Source organism: Pseudonocardia nematodicida (genome assembly GCF_040105385.1).
Classification (GTDB): domain Bacteria; phylum Actinomycetota; class Actinomycetes; order Mycobacteriales; family Pseudonocardiaceae; genus Pseudonocardia; species Pseudonocardia nematodicida.
The window spans coordinates 305,010-327,757 of record NZ_JBEDNQ010000006.1; the positions used below are offsets into that span (position 1 = coordinate 305,010).

Consider the following 22,748-nt stretch of genomic DNA (forward strand, 5'->3'; position numbering starts at 1 on the left):
TCCCCATGGGTGCGACCGGTGATAACGGGCTGGCAGTCCGCGCACCGTCGGGTTAGCCAGGGATGCCTAAGTTACCGGTCGGCGGTCGACTCCCCGGCCGCTGTGACGCCGCAGCCGCGCGCACCCGAGCAGACCGAGGAGAACCGTGCCCAAGACCTCGCGCCCCGTGACGGTGCACCCGATCACCGTGCGGGAGGTCCAGGTGATCCGGACCCTCGACGTCACGCCGGGGATGCGCCGGGTCACCCTCGGCGGCCCGCAGCTGCGCGCCTTCACCTCGGCGAACGGGTTCGAGCGACCCGCGTTCGACTCGCCGGGGTTCGACGATTCGATCCGGCTGATCTTCCCGTATCCGGGCGAGGCGGAGCCGGTGCTCCCGATCCAGGGTGCGGGTGGCGTCACCTTCGCCCCGGGCCGACGCCCGCTGAGCAAGGCCTACTCGGTGCGCCGGTGGGACCCGCACACCGGTGAGCTGGACGTCGACGTCGTCCGGCACGGCGTCGGCGTCGCCACCACCTGGGCGTACCGGGCGGTTCCGGGAGACCGGATCCACCTGGGTGGACCCAGCTCGTCGAAGGCCGTGCCGGTCGGCGCGGACCGGCTGCTGGTGGCCGGCGACGAGACCGCGCTGCCGGCGATCGCGCGGCTGCTCGACGAGCTGCCCGCGACGGCGCAGGCGCAGGTGTTCGTGGAGGTCGCCGAGCGGTCGCACGTCCAGCAGCTCCGCGAGCTCCCGGGTGTCACGGTCCGCTGGCTCGTGCGCGACGGCGCCGAGGCGGGCACGGCGGGGCTGCTGCTCGACGCGATCCGCGGAGCCGGGTGGGCGCCGGGACGGTCGTTCGCGTGGGTGGCCGGCGAGCAGGCCGAGGCCCGCGACATCCGCCGCCACCTCGTCGAGGAACGCGGGATCCCGAAGGCCGACGTCGAGTTCACCGGCTACTGGCGGCGGACCGGGGCCGTCGCCCGCGACGACGACGCCGCCGTGCCGGACGTCGAGGCGACGACCGGTGCGTTCGACCGGTTCCACGAGCTCACCGAGCTGGTGCCGCCGATCGCGCTGCGGGTCGCCGCCGGCCTCGGTGTCGGGGACCTGATCTCGCGCGGTGTCACGGACGTGGCCGGTCTCGCCGCGCGGACCGGCAGCGACGCACGGGCGCTGGGCAAGCTGCTGCGTTACCTGCGCACCGTCGAGGTCCTGCGCGAGACCTCTCCCGGTCACTACGGGCTGACCGAGCTCGGGGAGTTCCTGACCGCCGAGATCTGGATCGACGCGCTGGACCCGGCGGGCGCCGTCGGCCGGCAGTGGCTGGGCCTGCTCGGCCTGGAGGAGTCCGTGCGCACGGGCGGCGCGAGCTATGCGACGGTCACCGGCCGCGACTTCGCGGCGCTGCGCCGCGAACAGTCCTACGAGGACGCGTTCCTGGAGTCGGTGGCGCGCTCGGCCACGTGGCTCGCCGAGCCGCTGGCCAAGGCGCCCGCGCTGGCCGGGGTCGGCCACCTGGTGATCCACTCCGCCGGTGCGGGGGTCCAGGCCCGTGAGATCGCGACCGCGGACCCGGGGATGCGGATCACGCTCTGCGCCCTGCCCGCGCAGGCCGACTGGCTGCGCCGCGACCTGGCCGAGTCGATCCCGGACGACGGCACCCGTGCCCGCGTCACCGTGGTCGAGCAGTCGCTGTTCGAGCCGTCCCCGGCCGCCGACGCCGTCCTGCTCGTGGAGGTGCTCGGACCGCTGCCCGACGCGGACGCCGCGCACGCACTGCGCCGCGCGTCGGCCGGCCTCGGGCCGGGAGGCCGGGTCCTGCTGGTCGACGACACCACCGACCCCGGGGCGTGGGACGAGCACGACGCCGAGGCGGACCTGCTGGCCCTGACCCGGGACGGGACCGGCCTGCGGACCCCCGCCGAGCTGCTCTCGGTGATCGAGCTCGCCGGCCTGCGCGTCGAGACGACCGACGTGCTCGGCTGGCGCAGCACGCTGTACCGGCTGGTCCCGGCCGTCGCCGGCGCGGAGAGCCCCCGATGAGGGTCGGCGCCGCGGCCCGGACACCGGCCGTCGCACCGGCACCCGTCACCCGCGGTGGCTGAGCGGAACGGGCTCTCCCCGGCGACGCCGGCGCCGGTGGGACGGACCGCACGACCACGGACCGGGCGGCGCAGTCCGGTCGGGCGGGCCGTGGCCGTGCTGTCGGTCGTGCTGGGGCTGGCGGTGCTGGCCAGCCTCACGATCGGCGCCGAGACGCCCTCCCCACTGCGGGTCCTGACCGCGGCCGTGACGGGGTGGGACACCGACCCCGAGGCGTGGACGCTGGTCGTGCACTACCGCATCCCCCGAACCCTGGTGGCGATCGCGGTCGGGGCCGCGCTCGGCATCGCCGGGGCGATGATCCAGGCCTACACCCGCAACCCGCTGGCCGACCCCGGCATCCTCGGGGTCAACGCCGGAGCGGCACTGGCGGTGATCGTGGCGATCGGGTTCGGCCTGGCCCCCGGCACCGCCTACCTGGTGTGGCCCGCGCTGCTCGGCGCCCTGCTCGCGACGTTCGCCGTGCTGCTGCTGTCCGCCACCGGCCGGGGACCCATCACGCCGGTACGCATGACGCTGGCCGGGGTCGCGCTCGCCGCGGTCCTGGGCGGGATCACCACCACGATCCGGCTGAGCGATCCGGTCACCTTCGAACGGTTCCGGTCGTGGGCGGTGGGGTCGGTGGCCGGACGGGACGTCTCCGACCTGGCGGCGGTTCTCCCGTTCGTCGTGGCCGGGGTCCTGGTGGCGGTGAGCCTGGCCCGGCCGCTGAACGCGGTGGCGATGGGTGAGGACGTCGCCCGCTCGCTCGGGGTCGGGGTCCTGCGCGCCCGGCTCGGCACGGTGGGATCGGTCGCGTTGCTGGTGGGGGCGGCCACCGCGGTCGCCGGGCCGATCGGGTTCGTGGGGCTGATGGTCCCGCACGCGGTACGCCTGCTGGTCGGCAACGAACAGACCCGGGTCGTCCCGCTGTCCGTGCTCGCCGCGCCGTGCCTGCTGGTGCTCACCGACACCGTCTCCCGGGTGCTGGTGCCCGGCCGGGAGATCCCGGTCGGTGTGGTGACCGCCTTCGTCGGCGGCCCGGTGCTGCTGTGGCTGATCCGGAGCAGGCAGGTGAACACCCAGTGAGCGGGGCTCCGGTGGACGTACCCGCCGCGGCGGCGCGGCGACGGACCCTGGCGCCACGGGTGCCGGTGCCGGGCGGCCGGGTGCTGTCGGGACGGGTGGCGGTCCGTTCGGCACTCGTGTGTGCCGTGCTACTGCTGCTCACCACGGCGGTGACCGGGGTGGCCCTGGGCCTGGGCGAGATCGTGTACTCCCCCGCCGAGGTGCTGGCCGCCCTCGCCGGACGGGCCTCGGGAGCGGCGGAGCTGTTCGTCGTCGGCTGGCGGCTGCCCCGGGCCGTCGCCGCGGTCGTGTTCGGCGCGATGCTCGGGGTCTCCGGCGCGCTGTTCCAGACCGTCACCCGCAACCCGCTGGGCAGCCCGGACATCATCGGGTTCACCGCCGGGTCGTCGCTGGCGGGCACCGCGGCCATCCTGCTGGTCGGGTCGGGCTTCGCCGTGGTGGCCGGCGGAGCCCTGGCCGGCGGGCTCGCGGTGGCGGTCGTGATGGTGCTGCTGTCCCGCGGCGGCGGCGTGGCCGGGTTCCGGCTGGTGATCGCCGGCATCGCCCTGAACGCGATGCTGCTCAGCACCGAGAGCTGGCTGGTGCTGATCGCCGACCTCGACGCGGCGCGGGCGGCGGCCCTGTGGGGAGCCGGGACGCTCAACGGTGCCGACTTCGGCTACGTCGGCTGGGCGATGGCGCTGGGCGGGGCCGCCATCGTGCTCACCGTGCTGCTGCTGGGGCAGCGGCTGGACCTGCTCGACATGGGCGAGGACACGAGCTCCGCGCTCGGCGGCCGCCCGGCACGCACCCGGTTGTACGCGGTGGGCGCCGGCGTGCTGCTGGTCGCCCTGGTCACCGCCGCCGCCGGCCCCATCGCCTTCGTGGCCCTGGCCGCCCCGCACATCGGACGGCGGCTCACCGCCGGCACCGGCAACGCGCTGATCCCGGCGGCGTGTTCCGGCGCGTTCCTGCTCGCCGCGGCGGACCTGGCCGCGCAGCACCTGGTGCCGGGGCGGACGTACCCGGTCGGCGTGGTGACGGTGGTGGGGGGCGGTCTGTACCTGATGACGCTGATCGTCCGCGAGAACAGGAGGGCGACGCTGTGAGCACCGAGCGCGACACCGGGCGGGGGACCGAGCACGACACCGGGGACGGCGCCGTGCTGCGGGCCGTCGGCCTCACGATGGCCTACGAGCAGCGGGTCGTCGGCCGGGACCTCTCGGTCGACGTCCCGAGCGGGGAGTTCACGGCCGTCATCGGACCGAACGCCTGCGGCAAGTCGACGTTGCTGCGCATGCTGTCCCGGCTGTCGAGACCGGCGGCGGGCACGGTGTACCTCGACGGCCGCGACATCCACCGGATGCGGGCCAGGGACCTGGCGAGACGGCTCGGGCTGCTCCCCCAGTCGGCGATCACCCCGCCCGGGATCTCGGTGTTCGACCTGGTCCGGCGCGGCCGCTACCCGCACCAGTCGGTCCTCTCCCGCTGGAGCGCCGAGGACGAGCGGAGCGTGGACCGCGCTCTGGCCGCGACCGGGATGACCGAGCTCGCCGACCGGGACGTCGACGAGCTCTCCGGCGGCCAGCGCCAGCGGGCGTGGGTGGCGATGGCCCTGGCCCAGGAGAGCCCGGTGCTGCTGCTCGACGAACCGACCACCTTCCTCGACGTCTCCCACCAGCTCGCGCTGATGGAGCTGTTCGCCGAGCTGCACCGCAGCGGCGGGCGGACCGTCGTCGCGGTGCTGCACGACATCAACCACGCGGCCCGCTACGCCGGGCACCTGGTGGTCATGTCCGCGGGCCGGGTCGTGGCCGAGGGCCCGCCGGCACAGGTCCTGACCGCACCGCTGCTCAGCGAGGTGTTCGGCGTCGACGCGGTGATCATCGAGGACCCGCTGCACGGCGGCCCGCTGGTGGTCACCGCCTACCGCGGTCGCGACTCCGCGACCGCATCCCCCGAGAGAACGGCGACAGCATGAGAGACCCGAGAGCCCGGTTCCGGTTCCTGGTGGCGGCACTGGCCGCGGTGGGGATGCTCCTCACCGCGTGCGGAGGCGGCGGGACCGCGGACGACGCGGCGGAGGAGTCCGGTGAGACCCGGGTGGTCACCGACGACTTCGGGACGCAGGTCACCGTCCCCGTGGCGCCGGAGCGGGTCGTGACCACGCACTTCCTGCTGACGATGGGCGCACTCGACCTGGGCCTGACCCCCGCCGGGACGGCCGTGTGGACCCCGGACAACGTGCCCACCGACTACGCGCAGTCGCTGGCCGACGTCCCGGTGGTCACCTCGCAGACCGCCGAGCCCGATCTGGAACAGATCGCGGCCCGGGAACCGGACCTGATCCTGGCGACCTCCTTCAACGACGAGCAGGTGCTGAGCCGGTTCCGGGAGATCGCGCCCACGTACGTGATCGAGGTGTCGCCGGGCGGGGCGAACGCGACGACCTGGTACGACCGGACCGCGGCCATCGCCGACGTGCTCGGCCGGACCCCGGAGAACGACCGGCTCGCCGCCGACTTCGCCGCACGCACCCAGGAGCTCGAGCAGAGCTACGCCGAGCAGGTCGCGGGCCGGACCGTCGCGGTCGTCTCCGGCTTCGAGGACAACAACGCCTCGGTGTTCTCCGCGACGTCCGGGGCGGGCCGGATCCTGACCGACCTCGGGTTCACCTACTCACCGCAGGCCGAAGCGGTGGCCGGCGCCGAACAGAGCGGGATCGCCTCGATCTCGTTCGAGCGGATCGGCTCGGCGGTCGGCGACGCCGACGTGCTGTTCCTGGGGTCGGACCTGCAGGGCCGGCTGAGCCCGTTCGTGACGGCGCTGCAGCAGACCCGGCTCTACCAGGACCTGCCCGCGGTGCAGGCCGACCGGGTCGGCGCGTTCAAGCCGCAGGTCACCGGCTACACCGACGCGAACTTCCTGCTGGACCAGGTCGAGCAGACGCTGCAGAACGCGCAGGGCTGAGCGTGCGGGCCACCGATCCCGCGGGGCTCGGGCGCGGCCGGCTGACCCGTCGTCTGCCGGTGTTCTGGCAGGCCGCGCCCGACACCCCGTCCGCGCGGCCCTACCGGGTCACCCCGGACACGACGGCGCGGCGGTTCTTCCTGCGGGTGATCTTCTCGGTGCCCCGGCTGACCGTCCCCGCCGCGGTGTGCGCGACGCTGCTGATGGTGGGGCAGTCGCTGGTCCCGGTGATCGTGGGCGTCGCGATCGACCGGGCGCTCGCGACCGGGGACCCGTCCCAGCTGCTGTTCTGGCTGGCCGTGCTGGCGGCGAACTTCCTGGTCGCCACGACGTGCTCCCGGTTCGGGCAGCAGCTGATGGTGCACGCCGCGCAGCTCGCGCAGCTGCGGCTGCGCGAGACGCTGTCCCGGGCCGTGCTGCACACCACCCGTCCGTCGCGGCGGCGGGTCGACGGCAGCGTGGTCTCGCTCTTGACGAACGACGTGGCGCGGACCGCGGCGGTCGGGCTCGGGGTGTTCGCCCTGGCCGAGGTGCTGGCGATCGTCTTCATCGCGGGCGCGCTGGTGTTCGTGCACCCGCCGCTCGGGGCGGCGGCGCTGGTGGGTGCGGCGGTGACGCTGTGGCTGACGAGCAGGCTCAGCGGGCGCTTCACCCGGGACAGCCGCGTGTACCAGGGGTTGCTGGCCCGGACGGTCGGACGGGCCACCGACCTGGTGCACGGCTACCGGGTGATCAAGGGGGTGCGCGGGGAGGCCGAGGCCACCCGCCGCTACCGCGAGGCCAGCGGCGAGACCCTGCACGGTGCGCACCGCAACCAGGGCCTGCTCGGTCGCTTCGTCGGCGGCAGCGGGGCGGTGAGCGGGGTCTACGTCGCGGGCGTCGCCGCGCTGGCCGGCCTGTTCGCGGTGCAGGGGGCGATCTCGGTCGGCGGGCTGATCGCCGCGGTGGGGCTCGCCCAGGCCCTGCTCCCGCAGCTGTTCTTCCTCTCCCGCAACGCCGTCCCCGGCTGGGTGGCCGGGCTCGCCGCCGGCGGCCGGGTGCTCGACGTGCTGAAGGCCGCGGACGAGGTCGGCGCCCGTCAGGAGCGGGCGACCGAGCCGCTGCCGGCGCCGGCACCGGCGGTCGAGGTGACGGTGCCCGGGGCCGGCGCGCTGCGGGTCGGACCCGGGGAGCTGGTCGGGGTGCTCGCCGACGACCGCACCGCGGCCGCGATCACCGAGACCCTGCTGAACCCGCACGGCGCCGGCGACGACGGCGGGGACGGTGCGGGCGACGGCAGCGGGGTCGGCGCCGGTGGCGACGCGGGCATCGCGGTCACGATCGGCGGCGTACCGGCGGAGCTGATCGACCACGCGGCGTACCGGGAGCACGTGCTGGTCGCCCCGCACCGGGCGACGCTGTTCAGCGGCACGATCACCGACAACCTGGACGTCACCGGCGCGTCCGCCGCGGTCCGCGCCGCGGCACTGCGGGCGGCGGCCTGCGACGACTTCGCGGGCGGCCCGGACGGTGCGGGCGAGGTCGACGTCGGCGAGCTGGGCAACCGGCTGTCCGGGGGGCAGGCGCAGCGGGTCGCGCTGGCCCGTGCGCTGGCCCGGGACGCACCGGTGCTCCTGCTGCACGATCCGACGACCGCGGTGGACCCGGTGACCGAGCTCCGCATCGCCGCCGGACTGCGTGCGCTGCGCCGGGACCGCTCCACGATCGCCCTCGTGTCCTCGCCGGCCCTGCTCGGGGTCTGTGACCGCGTCGTCGACCTGCGGGCCGGGGCCGGCGCGCGTGGGGCCGAACCCGTCGCCGTGCCCGGAGGGAGTGCCCGATGAACCAGGACGACGGGATGCCGGCGGGGTCCGCGGCCGGCCCGGGGTTCCCGGTCGCCGACGCCGCCACGATCCGGCGTGAGGTCGGCCGGCTCGCCCGGCCCCACCTCCCGACGCTGCTCACGGTGCTGGTGCTCGGGGTGCTGAGCACCGCGACCACGCTGGTGACCCCCGTGGTGATCGGCGCCCTGGTCGACGCGGTCCGGACCGGGACCGCGACGCCGGCCGGCGTGGCCTGGACCGCCGCGGCGATGATCGTGTCCACCGCGGCCGGGTCTGCCGGGATCGGGGCGACGATCATGCTGGCGGGCCGCTGCTACCACGCGGTGCTCGCGGGGCTGCGCGAGCAGCTCGTCGGACGCGGGATCTCGCTGCCCCAGTCGGTGACCGAACGCGCCGGCACCGGGGACCTGGTGTCCCGTTCGAGCGACGACGTCGGCGAGATCGTCGACGCCGCACCGCAGATCGTCCCCGCGGTGACCACGGCGGCGTTCACCATCGTCGTCACCGTCGCCGGGCTGTCCGTCCTGGACTGGCGCTACGGCGTCGCGCTGCTGGTCACGCTCCCGGTCTACGTGTGGACGATGCGGTGGTACCTGCGTACCGCCCCGGCCGTCTACCGGGCCGAGCGGGCCGCGATGAGCGGCCGCGCCCAGCAGATCGTGGAGTCCCAGCGCGGGTTCGCGACGGTGCTCGGGTTCGGCCTGGCCGAGACGCGGCACCGGCGCATGCAGGACGCCTCCTGGACGGTGTCCGGACACACCCTGCGCACGCGCACCGTGCAGAACATGTTCGGCTCCCGCCTGACAGGCGCGGAGTTCCTGGGGCTGGCCGCGATCCTGCTGGTCGGCTTCCACCTGATCGGCGCCGGGCTGTCCACCGTCGGCGCGGCCACGACCGCGATGCTGATGTTCCTGCGCCTGTTCGGGCCGGTGTACGGCTTCCTGCTCGCCCTCGACCAGATGCAGTCGGTGTTCGCCTCGCTGGGACGCATGATCGGGGTCAGCACGGTGCCGGACCCGCCCCCGGCTCCGGCCGGCCGTGCCGGGCCCGGCACGGCGGTCCGGGTCGAGCGCGTCGGCTTCCGCTACGGCCCGGACGGCCCGCCGGTGCTCGACGGCGTCGACCTCACCGTGGCCACCGGGGAACGGGTCGCCGTGGTGGGGCCCTCCGGTGCGGGCAAGACGACCCTGGCCGGTCTCGTCGCCGGCATCCACGACCCCGGCTCCGGGACCGTCGCCCGCCCCGCACGCACCGTGCTCATCACCCAGGAGACGCACGTCTTCGCCGGGTCCCTGCGCGAGAACCTCACCCTCGCTGCCGCGGACGCCACCGACGACGAGGTCGTCGCGGCACTCGGGACCATCGGGGCCACCGGGCTCGTCGGGCAGCTGCCCGAGGGCCTCGACACCGAGGTGGGCGCGCGCGGGACGGCGCTGACCCCGGCCCAGGCCCAGCAGGTCGCGCTGGCCCGGGTGGTGCTGGCCGACCCCGACCTCGCGATCCTCGACGAGGCCACCGCCGAGGCCGGGTCCACCCACTCCGAGCAGCTCGACCGCGCCGCCGACGCCGCGCTGCGCGGCCGGACCGGGCTGGTCGTCGCCCATCGGTTGTCGCAGGCGCGGGCGTGCGACCGGATCGTCGTCATGGACCGGGGCCGCGTCGCCGAGATCGGGACGCACGACGAGCTCGTGGCCGCCGGCGGCCGCTACGCACGGCTGTGGGAGTCCTGGAGCGCGGGACGGCCGGCCCCGGCCCGGTAGGCGGTGCCGGCTCACCGACCGCGCCGACGCGGGGCCCGGGGACTCCGCCGCGGCTCCGCGGCGATCCCGGGCGGGTCACGCCGCGTCCGGGCCGCGCGCCTCCCGCTGGGCGAGCACCTTCCCGTCGGCGAACCGGACGCCGTCGGCGCACCGGGCCTCGACCGCGCCGCCGCCGAACTGCTCCGCGTAGAGCTGGGCGTAGAGGCCGTCGCGGGCCAGCAGCTCGTCGTGCGTGCCGTGTTCGACGACCCGGCCGCGGTCCATCGCGAAGATGACGTCGGCGGAGAGGATCGTGGACAGCCGGTGCGCGATGGCGATCGTGGTCCGGCCCGCCATGACCGACTCCAGCGCCTGCTGGACGAGGCGTTCACTCGTCGTGTCCAGGGCGGACGTGGCCTCGTCGAGCACCAGCACCTTCGGGTCGGAGAGGATGACCCGGGCGATCGCCACCCGCTGCTTCTCCCCGCCGGACAGGCGGTAGCCGCGCTCGCCGACCATCGTGTCGTAGCCGTCGGGCAGGGACTCGATGTGCTCGGCGATGTTGGCCGCGCGGGCCGCGGCACGCAGCCGGGCGTCGGTGGCGTCCGGTGCGGCGTAGCGCAGGTTCTCGGCGATCGAGGCGTGGAACAGGTAGCTCTCCTGGGTCACCATCCCGACCAGGTCGGGCAGCGAGGCCAGGGTCAGCTCCCGCACGTCGACGCCGTCGAGCAGCACCGCGCCGGCGTCGGTGTCGTAGAGCCGCGGGACCAACGACGACAAGGTCGTCTTGCCGGCGCCACTGGGTCCGACGATCGCGGCGAGCCTGCCGGGCGCGATCCGCAGCGACAGGTCCTCCAGCGCCCAGGGCGCCGCGTCCGTCCGGTCACCCTCCTCGCCCGGGTAGCGGAACCAGACGTCGCGGAACTCGACCTCGCCGCGTGCCTGGGCCGTGGTCAGCGGCCGGGCGGTGGGTGACTCCCGCAGCTGGGGGACGAGGTCGAGGTACTCGAAGATGCGCCGGAACAGCGCGAGCGACGTCTGCACGTCCAGCGAGACCCGCAGCAGGTTGACGATCGGGAACAGCAGCCGGGTCTGCAGCGTGGTGAACGCGACCAGGGTGCCCGCCGACAGCCCCGCATCCCCGTTCGCGGCCAGCAACCCGGCGACCAGGTAGACGACGGCGGGGATGAGCGCGAAGAAGCCGGTCACCACCGCGAAGAACGACTGCCCGCTCATCGTCTGCCGCACCTGCAGGGTGGTCTGGCGCTCGTTCTCGTCGCGGTAGCGGGCGATCTCGTGCTCCTGGCGGCCGAACACCTTGGCCAGCAGCACCCCGGACACCGACAGCGTCTCCTGGGTGATCGCGCTCATGTCCGACAGCGACGACTGGGTGCTCGCCGCGATCCGCCGTCGCACCCGCCCCACCCGGACCTGCAGGACCACGAACACCGGCAGCAGCACGAACGCCACGAGCGAGAGCTCCCAGGACAGCGCCAGCATCGCGATCACCGACGCCACCACGGTCACGACGTTGCCCAGGATCGACGACGCGGTGTCCGTGACGACGGACTGGACGCCGCCGACGTCGTTGTCCAGCCGGGACTGGATCGACCCGGTGCGGGTGGAGGTGAAGAACCCGAGGTGCATGCGTTGCAGGTGGGCGAACAGTCGGTCCCGCAGCGACCGCATGACCTCGTTGCCGAGCACCGTCGTCAGGTAGGTCTGCCCGATCCCGATCGCCGCGGACACGACCGCGATGCCGATCATGGCGCCGACCAGGGTGGTGAGCAGCCCGAGCCGCGGGCCGCCGGCAACGAACAGGGCGTCGTCGAACACGCGCTGAGTGAGGAACGGGGTGATGACCCCGAGCGCGGACGTGGTCAGGATGGCCAGCGCGATCAGGACGAGCCGTCCCCGGTAGGGCGCGAACAACGCCATCGCCCGACGCCCGGTGGTGTCCCGTTCCGTCGCTGCCTCCGCCATGTCGCACCCCCTGATGCGGGGCCAGTCTGCCGCCTCCACCCGTCCCGGGCACCCGGATCGAATGCGTCGTCCCGCTGATCCGGACGGAGGCTCTTACCGCCAGCGAACGGCGTCACTCGGCACGTCGCCTTGGCACCGGCCCGGGGCGGACGCTCTGCTGTGGCGGGGTGCTCGAACCGGGGCCCCGGGACGAGGGGGATCCATGGCTGAGAACGCGAAGACGACGAGGGCGGCGAAGAAGGCGGCGAAGATGAAGGACCGGGCGAAGAAGACCGCGGTGAAGGCGTTGCCCGACCAGGTCAAGGCGAAGGGCGCCGTCGCGGCGGGCAAGTCCGAGAAGGCGGCCGGCACGGCGACCGGGGACAAGAAGCTCCAGGCCAAGGGGCAGGCCCACGAGACGGGCGGCAAGGGCTACGGCAAGGTCGCGAAGGCCCGCAGGAAGCTGAAGAAGTAGCCACGTCGACGGGTGCTCCACGACTCCGGGAACGCCACCCGGTCGTCGCACGGATCGGTGGACCGGCTGGACATCGCACGACCGAAGTCGGAGAGGGACGGGCCGCGCGGAGGACGAGCTCGCCGAGCGGCAGCACCTGAGCGCGGCCACGGTGAAGACGCACGTCTCGGCGATCCTCACCGAGCTCGACCTCACCCACCGCGTCCAGGTGGCGCTGCTCGTGCACGACGTGGGCTCGACGACTCCTCCGGCTGAGCCGACCGGTCAGCCCTTGACCAGGCCGCCGTCGACGATCAGGTTCTGGCCGGTGATCGCGCGCGCCCACGGCGAGGCGAAGAAGAGCACCGCGTCGGCGAGCTCGGCGGGCGTGGTGACCCGGCCGAGTGGGGTGGAGGCCGCGATCGAGTCGAACACCGCCTCGGGAGTGGCCGCGCTCGCGTCGGTGGTGCGCAGCAGTCCACCGGAGACCATGTTGACGGTGATGCCGTCCGGACCGAGGTCGTGCGCGAGGGTGCGGGTCAGGGCGAGCAACGCGGCCTTCGCAGCCGTGTAGTCGTGGTACGGGACCACGGGGTTCTGCACCAGGTTCGTGCCGATGTTGATCACCCGGCCGAAGCCGCGCCCGGCCATCCCCGGGCTCGCCGCACGGATCAGCGCCAACGGACCGTGCACCGAGCCGGTGAGCTGGGCGTCGAGCCGGGCCCTGGTGAGCTCGTGGGCCTTCGGGCGGGCGTCGCCGTCGAAGACGAAGTCCACCAGCGCGTTGTTGACCACGGTGCTGACCGGCTCGCCGAACTGCTCGGCGGTGGCCTCCACCCCGGCCCCGACCCGGTCGGCGTCGGTGACGTCGAGGGGCACCGCGAACCCGCGGCCGGGGTACTCCGCGGCGAGCGCCTCGGCGGCGTCCCGGCTGCGGTGGTACCCGATCGCGACCCGCGCGCCGTGGTCGAGGAAGGCCCGGCTGACGGCGGCCCCGAGGCCCCGGGCGCCGCCGCTGACCACGACGACCTGTTCGGCGAGCGGGATCGGGCCGGCGCCCGGCTCGCTGCTAGTGGACTGCGGTGCGGTGTCGGTCATGTGTGCTGCCTCCCGTGCGAGGCGAGAGGGCGGTCGCACGGTGCGCGTGGGAACCGTCCCGACGTGACGCCGCGTGACATCCCTTCGCCAGTACAAACTGGATCAGGTTCGACGGGTCTCGTCTCAGCCACCGGTCGTATCGGCGGCACCCCGTGTCACTGCAGCCACCGTAACCCGCGCCCCCGGGTCCCGGCGCCGCGGCTGACGCGCACCCCGCTGCCGGCCCGTAGCGAGCCGGGCAATTCCGGAGCCCGCCTGGCTCCTGCTCGATGCGGAGCCGCCGCACGGTCTCCCGATCGTCCCCGGCCCACCATGACCGAGAGCCCCCGGTAGCGTCGCTACCAGGGGCTTCGTGGAGCCGCCTTGGGGAGTCGAACCCCAGACCTACGCATTACGAGTGCGTCGCTCTAACCGACTGAGCTAAGGCGGCGTGGTGCGTGCTCAGTGTAGCGATGCCCCGCGGTGCCGCCGACGACCCCCACCCCGCCGCCACTCGGCGTGTGGATCTCGGCCGATCCGCCGGTCACTGCCCCTGTACTCGGCCCAGGATCGATCACACCGGACCGACGGCTCGCGTGCCCGGGCGATCCGGACGACCCACTCGGCATGACGCCGCACCGAGTGTCACGATCCCGGAGGGAACAGACACGCCACGCGAGCCGCAGGGGGTCACCGATGACCGTCGTGATCCAGCAGCTCATGCGGCGGGTCGGCGAGCTCTACGACTCCTTCCACCGGGCGGTCCACGAGGCGCACGACGCGGACGCCGCGTTGGCGCTGGTGACCGACGACTGCGTGGTCGAGCACCTGCCCGTCGGCACGGGCGCGGGACGGCCGGAGCTGCGCCGGTTCCTCGGCGACGACCTGATCGGACACCTGCCCGCGGACCTCGCGTTCCGGCGGACGTCCCGGGTGCTGGACCAGCGACGGCTGGTCGAGGAGACCGTGGTGTCGTTCGTCCACGACCGCCCGCTGCCGTGGCTGCTGCCCGGTGTGGAGCCGACAGGACGGTCGGCCGAGGTGCACGCGATCACGGTCGCGTCGTTCGCGCACGCGTCACGCCTGGGGGAGACGACGACCCTGATCAGCGGACTGCGGACGCACTGGGACCTGTTCACGCTGCTCGTGCAGCTCGGTATCGCCGTCGACGACGTCCGCCCGGTCGGGACCACCTCATGACGGGCATCGCACCTCCTCATCACTTCCGATGAACGGCCACTCGGTCTTGCAACCGTTGCTCCACACGCCGCGATGAACCCGGCGAACGGGTCGCATCGGCCGGCCCGGTGAGGAGGACGCCGCGATGCCCACGCACCGCCGACGCCACCGCGGCGTCGTCCGCACCGCCCTCGGGGCCGTCGTGGCACTGACCTTCGTCGCGGGACTCGTCACGGCCGGCGCCCAGACGTTCGCCCTGGCCTCCGCCGTGCTGCCTCCGGGGCCTGTCGCGGCCGCGGCGCCGGCGGCGGCCGGGCCCACCGTCGCCGAGCTGATTCCCGCGCCTCCGCTACCGGCACGCGTCATCCCCGAGCTGCCGCTCCCGGTTCCGGAGCCGGAACCCCAGGTCACCACCGTCGATCGGTGCTCCGACCGCAGCTGGTGGGACAGCCGGCAGGCCGGGGATCCGGGTGACTACGTGGCGATGTGCGGGACGTGGCCGTCCTGGGTCGACAGGGGTGAGACCCCCTGCCTTCCGGGTGAGTCGGGTTGCACGCCGGCCGAGCCGCAGGACACCGGCGCTCCGCCCTACCTCGGGCCGACCGAGGGACGGGCGTGGAGCCCGGAGTACGGCTACTTCGAGGGGCGCGACGACGGGCCGAAGAACTCCTTCGGCGAGCCGTGCATGCAGGGCCGGGACAACAACGACCCGAACTGCTGACGGCGGGCCTCAGCCGCTGAACGGCGCGACCGGGCCCGGATCCCACGGGCCGCCGGCGTAGCGCCAGAGGGCCAGGCCGGTGACGGTGGTCCCGCTCGGCTCGAAGCCCGCCGCCAGGTCGTCGTGCAGCGCCCTGGCGGCATCCGGGGAGACCTTGTTCTGGACGGTGACGTGCAGATCCGACTTGCCCGCGTCCTGCCGGGTGAGCCGCGCCGACCAGCGCGCGGCCAGCTCGCGACGCAACTCCAGCAGTTCCGGGCAGTCGACGACGAACGCGACGCCGCGCCCGAGCAGCCGTGGGCCGGTCACCGTGGCGGACATCGGCGCGCGGTCGACGGCGGCCCGCACGTCCCCGGTGACGGCGTCGGCGTCGGCCCCCGGCAGGGCGTGGAACAGCGTCAGGTGCGCGGAAAGGTAGTTGCGCTCGGCGGGGAAGTGCCGCGCGCGCAGACCGTCCAACCAGGACTGCGTCGGCTCGTCCAGGGTGCCGGTGAGGATCAGCGGCCGGGGATCAGCCACGGTGCAGGGCGGTCATCATCGCCTCGACCGCGATCCGCGGCTTGACGTTCTGCTCCAGGGCGTCCCGGCAGGCCAGCACCGCCTCCAGCCGGCGCAGCGACGACTCCGGGCCCCACTCGGCGGCGGCGACCCGGATCTCCCGCTCCCGGTCGGGATTGGTCAGCGTGACCTGCGCGCCGGTCGCGGCGACGATCGTGTCCCGGTAGTACCCGGCCAGGTCGACCAGGGCGCGGTCGAGCGCGTCGCGCTGGGTGCGGGTGGCCCGGCTCTTCTGCCGCTTCTCCAGGTCACGCTCGGCGGCCTTCGCCGACCGGGCGGCCGAGGACGCGCCCTTCCCGGTGCCGCCGGCGCCCATCGCGACGGCCAGCTCCTCGCGCTCGGCCTCGTCCCGGGACGACCGGAGCTCGTCGGCCTCACCCTCGGCGGCGCGGATCAGCAGGTCGGCGTGGAAGAACGCGTCGCCGAGCCGGCGCAGCTTGCCCGGCACGGCGAGGATCTCCTCGCGCCGCGCCCGGGCCTGCGGGTCGCGCGCGAGCCGGCGGGCCCGCCCGACGTGCCCGCCGCACACCGAGGCCGCCCACTGCGCCTGCTCGGGGTCGACGCCGTCACGCTCGCGCAGCACCCCGGCCACCGCCTCCGCCGACGGGCTGCGCAGGTGCACGGCGCGGCAGCGGGAGCGGATCGTGACCGGCACGTCGTCGGGGTGGTCGGACGGGGCACACAGCAGAAACACCGTCTCCGGCGCGGGCTCCTCGACCGCCTTGAGCAGCGCGTTCGACGCCCCCTCGGTGAGCCGGTCGGCGTCGGCGATGATCACGACCTGCCATTTCCCGGTGGCCGGGCGCCGGGCGGCCAGCTGGACCAGCGAGCGCATCTCGGCGACCGAGATCGACAGTCCTTCGGGGACGATCTCGCGGACGTCGGCGTGCGTGCCGGCGAGCACCGTCCGGCACGCCGCGCACTCGCCGCAGCCCTGGTAGGGGCACTGCAGCGCCGCCGCGAACGCCCGCGCCGCGTTCGACCGCCCGGAACCGGGCGGGCCGGTGAACAGCCAGGCGTGGGTCATCGCCGAGTCCTGCGAGGCGGCCGCCCCCAGCTCGGCGACGGCGGCGGGCTGGCCCACCACGTCGGCCCAGACGCTCACGGCGCCCCCTCCCGGTCCCGGACCAGCGGTTCGGACCCGCGGTCGCCCATCTGCCGGTAGGCGAGGGCACCGACCACCGCGGCGACGATCCCGCCGCCGGCCAGCACGAACCGGGTGCCGTCGACGAGGAACTCCGAGCCGCCGAGGGTGATCGTGCGGGTCGCGACGAGGCCGACCACGACCGGGACCAGCGACATCGATCCGAGCAGCACCAGCCGCACCAGCGACTGGACGAACGCGTTGATCCGGCCGCGGACCTCGTCGGCGACCTGGGTACCGATGATCGTCAGGCCGGTCAGGAACGCGATCCCGGCGAAGCCGCCGACGAACATGACCGCGGCGATCGCCATGAACAGGTGCACCGCGACGGCCACGACCACCAGTGACAGGCCCGCCGCGACGATCGCGGTGCCGAACAGCCGGTTGTGCGGCAGTCGCTGCGCCAGCCGCGGCCCGATGCCCATCCCGATCGCGAGCCCGACGAACACGGAGACGAACAGCACCGAGTAGGCCGCGTCGCCACCGCCGAGGCCGGCCGCGTAGAGCTTCGCCGTGGCGATCACCGCGCCGCCCGCGGTGAAGGCGCCGACGATGCCGATGACCAGCCCGCGCACCACCGGGGTGTCGACGACGAACCGGAACCCGTCGCGCAGCAGGAACGCGACCGACGGGGCGGCCGCACGGCGCTCGGCGGCGGTGGTCCGGCCGGAGATCTCCGGGATCCGGAACCACACCGTCAGGGCGGCGAACAGGAAGACGAACGAGTTGACGAACAGGGCCGCGTACACCGCCGTCGCCGGGTCGGCCCCGACCAGCGGGGCGACCTTGCTGACCAGGGCGAACAGCCCGGCACCGGCGACCACGGCGACGCCGTAGGTGACCACCAGGCCCAGCTGCGCGGCGGCCTCCATCTGGTCCGGGCGGCGCAGCAGGTTCGGTACCGCCGCGTCCTTCGCCGGGATCCAGAACATCGTGCACAGCTCGATCAGCAGGGTGACCACGAGCAGCCACCACAGCGAGCCGACGAACGGGATCGAGACCAGCAGCCCGAACTTGCACAGGTCGCAGGTGACCATCACCTTGCGCCGGTCGAACCGGTCGGCGAGCACCCCGGCCAGCGGGCCGAACAGCAGCGACGGGATCAGCTTGGTGGCGACGACGCCGCCGAGCGCGAAGCTCTGCGCCGTGTAGCCGGCGCTCGCGGTGAGGTGGGTGGCCAGCGAGGTGAGCGCCAGCAGCGACATCCACTCGCCGGTGGAGGTGAGCGCGGTGACCGACCAGAGGCGGCGGAACGCCGGGATCGCCAGCACCGAGGAGATCCGGTGGGCGGTGGCGGACGGCTGCGCGGCGGGAGCTGTGATCGCGGGTCACCTCCTCGCTCCGAAACCTGCGCCGCCGCGCGGGCGGGTCCGGACGGCGGCCGGCGGGCCGGGTCCGCCGGTGATCGCCAGGGTAGTCGCGGGCACCGACAACGGGTCGGGCGGTCGCCCGCGGCTCAGAGGATCGTGGACAGCGTGTGGATGAGGATCAGCAGGTAGACCGCGAGGAAGAAGTACCGGAAGGCGCGGGCGCCGTTGCGTCCGCGGGTGATCCGGGAGAAGCCGACCAGGCCGGGTTCCAGGGTGACCGGGGGGCGGGCCGACACCGCGGGCGGCCGGTAGACCTCGCCGTCGCCGGTGCGCCGGGGGGCCGGGGGGCCGGTCGGTCTCGATGGCTCCGGCCGTGGCACGGACGGGGCGCGGCGGGGGGACGGTGGGCCGGGCACGCGCTCCGGCGAGGTGTGCCGGGGCCGGCGCGGGGCGGGGACGTAGCCGTCCGGACCGGCTTCGGCTTCGGCTTCGGCTTCGGCTTCGGCTTCGGCTTCGGCTTCGGCTTCGGCTTCGGCTTCGGCTTCGGCTTCGGCGAGCGACTCATGACCCGGCTCCGCGGCCGGGTCGGGATCGCGGGCGGTCGACCGCTCCGCGGGGGTCGGGGCGATCCGGTCCGGGGACTCGTCGCCCCCCGCCGGCACCCCGGAGGTCCCGGCATCGCGCACCACACCGCGCTCGGCGACGCGGTCGGCGAGACGCTCGGCGGCCGCCCGCTCCGCGACGAGCCGGGCCACCCCCCACCGCCCGTCGTCGGCGGCAGGCGGGGTGCGCCTGGTCCTCCACCGCACGGCCATCCGGGCATGCTAGGACGGGAACCGCCCCGACGCCGCGCTCCACGGCGACACGCCGACGTCGCGCCCCTCGGACGGGTGACCGGCGCCGACCGGCGCCACCGGGTGGCGTCGCGGGGGATCAGCCGTCGTCGGGCGGTGGGCCGCCGCCGTTCGGATCGCCACCGCCGTCCGGTCCGCCGTCACCGTCGCCGCCGTCCGGCGGTGGACCGCCGTCCCCGGCCTCGGCGGCCCCCGGTGGCGGCGGCGGGGCGGGCACGCTGCCGCTGCTGACCTGCAGCGTCACCTGTTCCCCGGGCAGCGCCGCACCGCGCGGCTCCTGCCCGACGACGGTGCCCTCCGGCGCGGTGTTGTCGACCGTGCGCGTCGTGATCTGCCAGCCGGCGCCCTCCAGCTCGCCGCGGGCCGCGGAGAGCCCACGGCCGACGACGTCCGGGATCCGGGACTCCGCGCCACCCTCGAGGTAGCGCGGGTCGGTCGGCGGCAGCGGCGTCACCGGCGTGCCGTCGAGCAGCGGCTTGACCGCGCCGTACCAGGTCCGGGCCGGGGTCTTACCGCCGAAGATGTTGCCGTTGGCGCAGGCGAACGGGCCGTTGCCGCCGTCGCACAGCGGTCGTGGCCGGTTGGAGTTGTCGAAGGTGATGACCGCGCCGGACATCTCCGGGACCGCGCCCACGAAGGCCGCGGACTTGTTCTGCTGGGTGGTCCCCGTCTTGCCCGCCATCGGACGATCCCAGCCGGCCGCCTGCGCCGCGGCGGCGGACGTGCCGGAGATGTCGTCCTGGGCCATCCCGTGGACCAGGGTGTTCGCCAGGCCCGGCTCGACGGCCTGCTGGCAGGACTCCTCGGTGATCGGGACGTCCTCGCCGTTCGCGTCGGTGATCGACTCGATCGGGCTCGGCGGGCACCACATGCCCTCGGAGAACAGGGTGGCGCCCACGTTCGCGAGCTCCAGCACGCTGGTCGGCGTCACGCCCAGGGTGAACGACGCCAGCCGCTGTTCCTTGATCACTTCGGCGATCGAGCGGTCGGTGCGGGTACCGGTCCCGGGGTCGACGAACGGCGTCGTCGCCAGCGACCTCATCCCCAGCCGGACCGACATGTCGACGACGTCCGGGACGCCGGTGAACTCCAGCATCTTGATGAAGGCGGTGTTCGGCGACTGGGCGAGCGCGTCGGTCAGGCTCATCCGCCCCGGCAGGCCGTCGCTGGCGTTGGCCACCGGGATCGGCCGGCCGCCGCCGTCGACGTAGATCGGTGAGGCGTACCCGGACGGCGGGACCTGCATCGAGTAGTTGATGCCGAGCCCCTTCTCCAGGGCGGTGGCCGCGGTGAAGATCTTGTACGTCGACCCCGCGCCCAGGTTCACCGGCTGGTAGGGCAGGCCGTAGCTGGTCTCCTCGGCGTCGGCGTTCAGCCCGAAGGTCCGGCTGGAGCCCATCGCCAGTACCCGGTGCTTCTCCTTGCCGGGCTGGATCAGCGACATGACGTTCGCGACGCTCGGGGTGTCCGGTGCGACCTGGTCGTCGAGGGAGCGCTTGACCTCCTCCATCGCGCGGCGGTCCAGTGTGGTCCGGATCGTGTAGCCGCCGCGGTTGATCTGCTCCTCGGAGAAGCCCGCCTCGGTCAGGTACTGGACGACGTACTTGCAGAAGAAGCCGGTGTCGCCGGCGCCGATGCAGCCGTTCGGCACCCGGACCAGCGGGTCCGCGATCCCCAGCGGCGAGTCGGTGGCCTCCCGGGCCTGCGCCTCGTCGATCATGCCCTGGTCCCGCATGACGTCGATGACGACGTTGCGCCGCTCGGTCGCGGTCTCCGGGTTCTGCACCGGGTCGAACTGCGTGGTCGAACGGACCATGCCGGCCAGCATTGCCGCCTGCGGGACGGTCAGCTTGTCCGGCGTGGTGTTGAAGTAGGTCCGGGCACCGGCGGCGACGCCGTACGACCCGTTGCCCAGGAAGACGATGTTGAGGTAGCGGTTGAGGATCTCGTCCTTGGACAGCTGGCGCTCCAGCTGCAGCGCGACCCGCGCCTCCTTCAGCTTCCGCGCCGGGGTCTGCTCGGTGGCCTTCAGCCGCTCGGCCTCGGTCTGGGCGTCGACGTAGAGCATGTAGTTCTTGACGTACTGCTGGGTGATCGTCGACGCGCCCTGGACGACGTCACCGGACGCCGAGTTCGCGACGACCGCGCGCAGCGTCCCCTGCCAGTCGACGCCGCCGTGCTCGTAGAACCGGCGGTCCTCGATCGCCAGCATCGCCGCCTTCATCGCGGGCGAGATCTGGTCGCTGGTGACCTCGGTGCGGTTCTGGTCGAACAGGTAGGCGATCGGCCGGCCGTCGGAGTCGGTGAGCGTGGTCGTCAGCGGGGCCCGGTTGTTCACCAGGTCCACCGAGCTGGAGGTGACGCTGTCACCGGCCTCGTTGGACAGCACGCCGAGGCCGCCGGCCACCGGGAACGCCATCCCGGCGGTGACCACGCCGAGCAGGACGCACAGGCCCACGAGCACGCCGAGCGGGCGGAGCAGCCGCCGGGGGAACCTCACGATGAAACAGAGTACGGGCGAGGAGGTCGGGAAGTCGTGAGGCCGGTGTCCCCGGGTTGCGTAGTTTTGCGCGCTGACCCCACCCCGATCGTGTTCGCAGAATCGTCTCCATCGCCACGCGCACCAGGAGGCAGCCAGATGTCCGAATCCGCGAGCACCGTCACCTCGATCGAGGGCCGCCGCACCGGCCGCCCGCGGCTGCGGGCCGCGGGGAACCGGCCGTCCGGTCCGGTGTGGAACTGGCGGGTCGCGGCCCGCTGCCGGACGCAGAACGCCGAAGACCTGTTCGTGACAGGCGCCCGGCAGCGGGAGGCCCGCGACTTCTGCTTCTCCTGCCCGGTCCGCACCGAGTGCCTCGCGCACGCCCTCGACCAGGAGATCGAGTTCGGGGTCTGGGGCGGGCTGACCGAGCGCGAGCGCCGCGCCCTGCTGCGCCGGCGGCCGGACGTCGCCGACTGGGCCGGGCTGCTCGGCCGTGCCCGTACCGACCACTACGCCGGGGGCTCCCGGGGCGCGTGACGCGGCACAGGAGATCCTTGTCCGTGGAACCGGGGCGACAGTGGACCGACGCCCGGGCTCCGAGGAGACGGATCACGGCCGCCGGAGGAGCGCGTGCACACGACAGAACGGCTCGAGTTCCTCGCCGGTCTCTACCGGGCCCACGCCGGCGACCTCGCCTCCGTGATCGCCCGGCAGCGGGAGTTCCTCGCGACCGGGCCGGCGGTCGTCCCGCAGCTGGACGACGTCGAGGCCGAGCTCACCTACCTGCTGCTGCGCCACCACCGGCCGTCGCACGTGGTGGAGATCGGCACGCACTCGGGCTGGTCCACCACCTGGATCCTGTCCGCGCTGCGGGACAACGCCGGAGCGGGACACGAGGGCCACCTGCACTCGTTCGACCTCGTCGACCACGTGCTGCGCACCGTGCCGGAGACGCTGTCGGCGGGCCGGTGGACGTTCCACCGGGGAGACCTGCGGGACACCGTCGGGAAGGTCCCGCCGGACACCGGCTACCTGTTCGTCGACGCCGACCACGGCCGCCGGTTCGCCCGGTGGTACCTGGACACCCTGTTCCCGCGGATCGAGGCAGGCACCCCGACGAGCGTGCACGACGTGTTCCACCTGCCCCGGGCCCGGCCCTTCACCGAGGGGTCCGAGGTGCTGCGATGGCTGCGCGACCGCGACGCCCCGTGGTTCACCGCCGCACGGGCGGGCGCCCGGGAGAACCTCGCCGCGATCGACGCCGTGCGGGCCGAGCTCGGGATCGTCGGGGCCCGGGGTACCACCCGGAACCCGATGATCTTCTTCGAGATGCCCTGAGGGG

Annotated in this window: 19 protein-coding genes, 1 tRNA gene, 1 pseudogene and 1 riboswitch; of the genes and pseudogenes, 13 read left to right on the forward strand and 8 right to left on the reverse strand. The window is 74.1% G+C overall.

Annotated elements, in window-relative coordinates; genetic code table 11:
* Positions 1-145: 145 nt before the first annotated feature.
* From WIS52_RS16790 to WIS52_RS16820, 7 genes are all read left to right on the forward strand, one after another.
* Positions 146-2,026 carry a siderophore-interacting protein gene (locus WIS52_RS16790; RefSeq protein WP_349299199.1) on the forward strand — a complete coding sequence of 627 codons (1,881 nt, stop codon included), beginning with the start codon at positions 146-148 and terminating at the stop codon, positions 2,024-2,026.
* Positions 2,027-2,176: 150 nt separating this feature from the next.
* Entirely contained in the window at positions 2,177-3,154 is a 978-nt protein-coding gene (locus WIS52_RS16795) for a FecCD family ABC transporter permease (protein WP_349299200.1), read from the forward strand.
* The gene (locus WIS52_RS16800) at positions 3,151-4,242 is read left to right on the forward strand and encodes a FecCD family ABC transporter permease (protein WP_349299201.1); all 1,092 of its coding nucleotides are present in this window, start codon (positions 3,151-3,153) and stop codon (positions 4,240-4,242) included. Before WIS52_RS16795 ends, WIS52_RS16800 begins: the two co-directional genes overlap by 4 nt.
* A gap of 77 nt (positions 4,243-4,319) precedes the next feature.
* The gene (locus WIS52_RS16805) at positions 4,320-5,114 is read left to right on the forward strand and encodes an ABC transporter ATP-binding protein (RefSeq protein ID WP_432422474.1); all 795 of its coding nucleotides are present in this window, start codon (positions 4,320-4,322) and stop codon (positions 5,112-5,114) included.
* The gene (locus WIS52_RS16810) at positions 5,111-6,103 is read left to right on the forward strand and encodes an ABC transporter substrate-binding protein (RefSeq protein WP_349299203.1); all 993 of its coding nucleotides are present in this window, start codon (positions 5,111-5,113) and stop codon (positions 6,101-6,103) included. The genes WIS52_RS16805 and WIS52_RS16810 overlap by 4 nt, the downstream gene beginning before the upstream one ends.
* Positions 6,104-6,105: 2 nt before the next feature.
* Positions 6,106-7,926: an ABC transporter ATP-binding protein gene (locus tag WIS52_RS16815; RefSeq protein ID WP_349299204.1), complete on the forward strand. Its 1,821-nt coding sequence runs from the start codon at positions 6,106-6,108 to the stop codon at positions 7,924-7,926.
* Positions 7,923-9,686, forward strand: a complete 1,764-nt coding sequence (locus tag WIS52_RS16820; protein WP_349299205.1) for an ABC transporter ATP-binding protein — start codon at positions 7,923-7,925, stop codon at positions 9,684-9,686. The genes WIS52_RS16815 and WIS52_RS16820 overlap by 4 nt, the downstream gene beginning before the upstream one ends.
* A gap of 75 nt (positions 9,687-9,761) precedes the next feature.
* Here WIS52_RS16820 and WIS52_RS16825 read toward each other — a convergent pair whose 3' ends face one another.
* Positions 9,762-11,648, reverse strand: coding sequence for an ABC transporter ATP-binding protein (locus WIS52_RS16825; RefSeq protein ID WP_349299206.1), 1,887 nt, complete (start codon positions 11,646-11,648; stop codon positions 9,762-9,764).
* A 202-nt stretch (positions 11,649-11,850) separates the two neighbouring features.
* Between WIS52_RS16825 and WIS52_RS16830 the strand changes: the two genes are divergently transcribed.
* Positions 11,851-12,102, forward strand: a complete 252-nt coding sequence (locus WIS52_RS16830; protein ID WP_349299207.1) for a hypothetical protein — start codon at positions 11,851-11,853, stop codon at positions 12,100-12,102.
* Positions 12,103-12,214: 112 nt separating this feature from the next.
* Positions 12,215-12,310: pseudogene (locus WIS52_RS16835) on the forward strand (LuxR C-terminal-related transcriptional regulator); the annotation flags it as partial.
* A gap of 56 nt (positions 12,311-12,366) precedes the next feature.
* Here WIS52_RS16835 and WIS52_RS16840 read toward each other — a convergent pair.
* Together WIS52_RS16840 and WIS52_RS16845 are read right to left on the reverse strand one after the other, a co-directional pair.
* Positions 12,367-13,179: a 3-oxoacyl-ACP reductase gene (locus WIS52_RS16840; RefSeq protein ID WP_349299208.1), complete on the reverse strand. Its 813-nt coding sequence runs from the start codon at positions 13,177-13,179 to the stop codon at positions 12,367-12,369.
* A 62-nt stretch (positions 13,180-13,241) separates the two neighbouring features.
* Positions 13,242-13,342: riboswitch (TPP riboswitch) on the reverse strand.
* Positions 13,343-13,532: 190 nt separating this feature from the next.
* Positions 13,533-13,609 (reverse strand) — tRNA-Thr (locus WIS52_RS16845).
* 245 nt (positions 13,610-13,854) lie between these two features.
* Here WIS52_RS16845 and WIS52_RS16850 point away from each other — a divergent pair.
* Complete coding sequence (locus tag WIS52_RS16850; protein WP_349299209.1) at positions 13,855-14,358, forward strand: hypothetical protein; 504 nt, start codon at positions 13,855-13,857, stop codon at positions 14,356-14,358.
* A gap of 124 nt (positions 14,359-14,482) precedes the next feature.
* Complete coding sequence (locus WIS52_RS16855; protein WP_349299210.1) at positions 14,483-15,058, forward strand: hypothetical protein; 576 nt, start codon at positions 14,483-14,485, stop codon at positions 15,056-15,058.
* Positions 15,059-15,067: 9 nt separating this feature from the next.
* Here WIS52_RS16855 and WIS52_RS16860 read toward each other — a convergent pair whose 3' ends face one another.
* From WIS52_RS16860 to WIS52_RS16880, 5 genes are all read right to left on the reverse strand, one after another.
* A complete protein-coding gene (locus WIS52_RS16860) occupies positions 15,068-15,577 on the reverse strand; it encodes a 2'-5' RNA ligase family protein (protein WP_349299211.1) in 510 nt (169 codons plus the stop codon).
* Positions 15,570-16,721, reverse strand: a complete 1,152-nt coding sequence (locus tag WIS52_RS16865) for a DNA polymerase III subunit delta' (RefSeq protein WP_349299212.1) — start codon at positions 16,719-16,721, stop codon at positions 15,570-15,572. The genes WIS52_RS16860 and WIS52_RS16865 overlap by 8 nt, the downstream gene beginning before the upstream one ends.
* The gene (locus WIS52_RS16870) at positions 16,718-18,031 is read right to left on the reverse strand and encodes an MFS transporter (protein WP_349299213.1); all 1,314 of its coding nucleotides are present in this window, start codon (positions 18,029-18,031) and stop codon (positions 16,718-16,720) included. Before WIS52_RS16870 ends, WIS52_RS16865 begins: the two co-directional genes overlap by 4 nt.
* Positions 18,032-18,216: 185 nt before the next feature.
* The gene (locus WIS52_RS16875) at positions 18,217-18,885 is read right to left on the reverse strand and encodes a hypothetical protein (protein ID WP_349299214.1); all 669 of its coding nucleotides are present in this window, start codon (positions 18,883-18,885) and stop codon (positions 18,217-18,219) included.
* Positions 18,886-19,003: 118 nt separating this feature from the next.
* On the reverse strand, positions 19,004-21,424 hold the full coding sequence (locus WIS52_RS16880; RefSeq protein ID WP_349299215.1) for a penicillin-binding protein: 2,421 nt from the start codon (positions 21,422-21,424) through the stop codon (positions 19,004-19,006).
* A gap of 138 nt (positions 21,425-21,562) precedes the next feature.
* Here WIS52_RS16880 and WIS52_RS16885 point away from each other — a divergent pair, with 138 nt between their 5' ends.
* Both WIS52_RS16885 and WIS52_RS16890 read left to right on the forward strand, forming a co-directional pair.
* On the forward strand, positions 21,563-21,943 hold the full coding sequence (locus WIS52_RS16885) for a WhiB family transcriptional regulator (protein ID WP_349299216.1): 381 nt from the start codon (positions 21,563-21,565) through the stop codon (positions 21,941-21,943).
* 93 nt (positions 21,944-22,036) lie between these two features.
* Complete coding sequence (locus WIS52_RS16890; protein WP_349299217.1) at positions 22,037-22,744, forward strand: class I SAM-dependent methyltransferase; 708 nt, start codon at positions 22,037-22,039, stop codon at positions 22,742-22,744.
* Positions 22,745-22,748 lie beyond the last annotated feature (4 nt).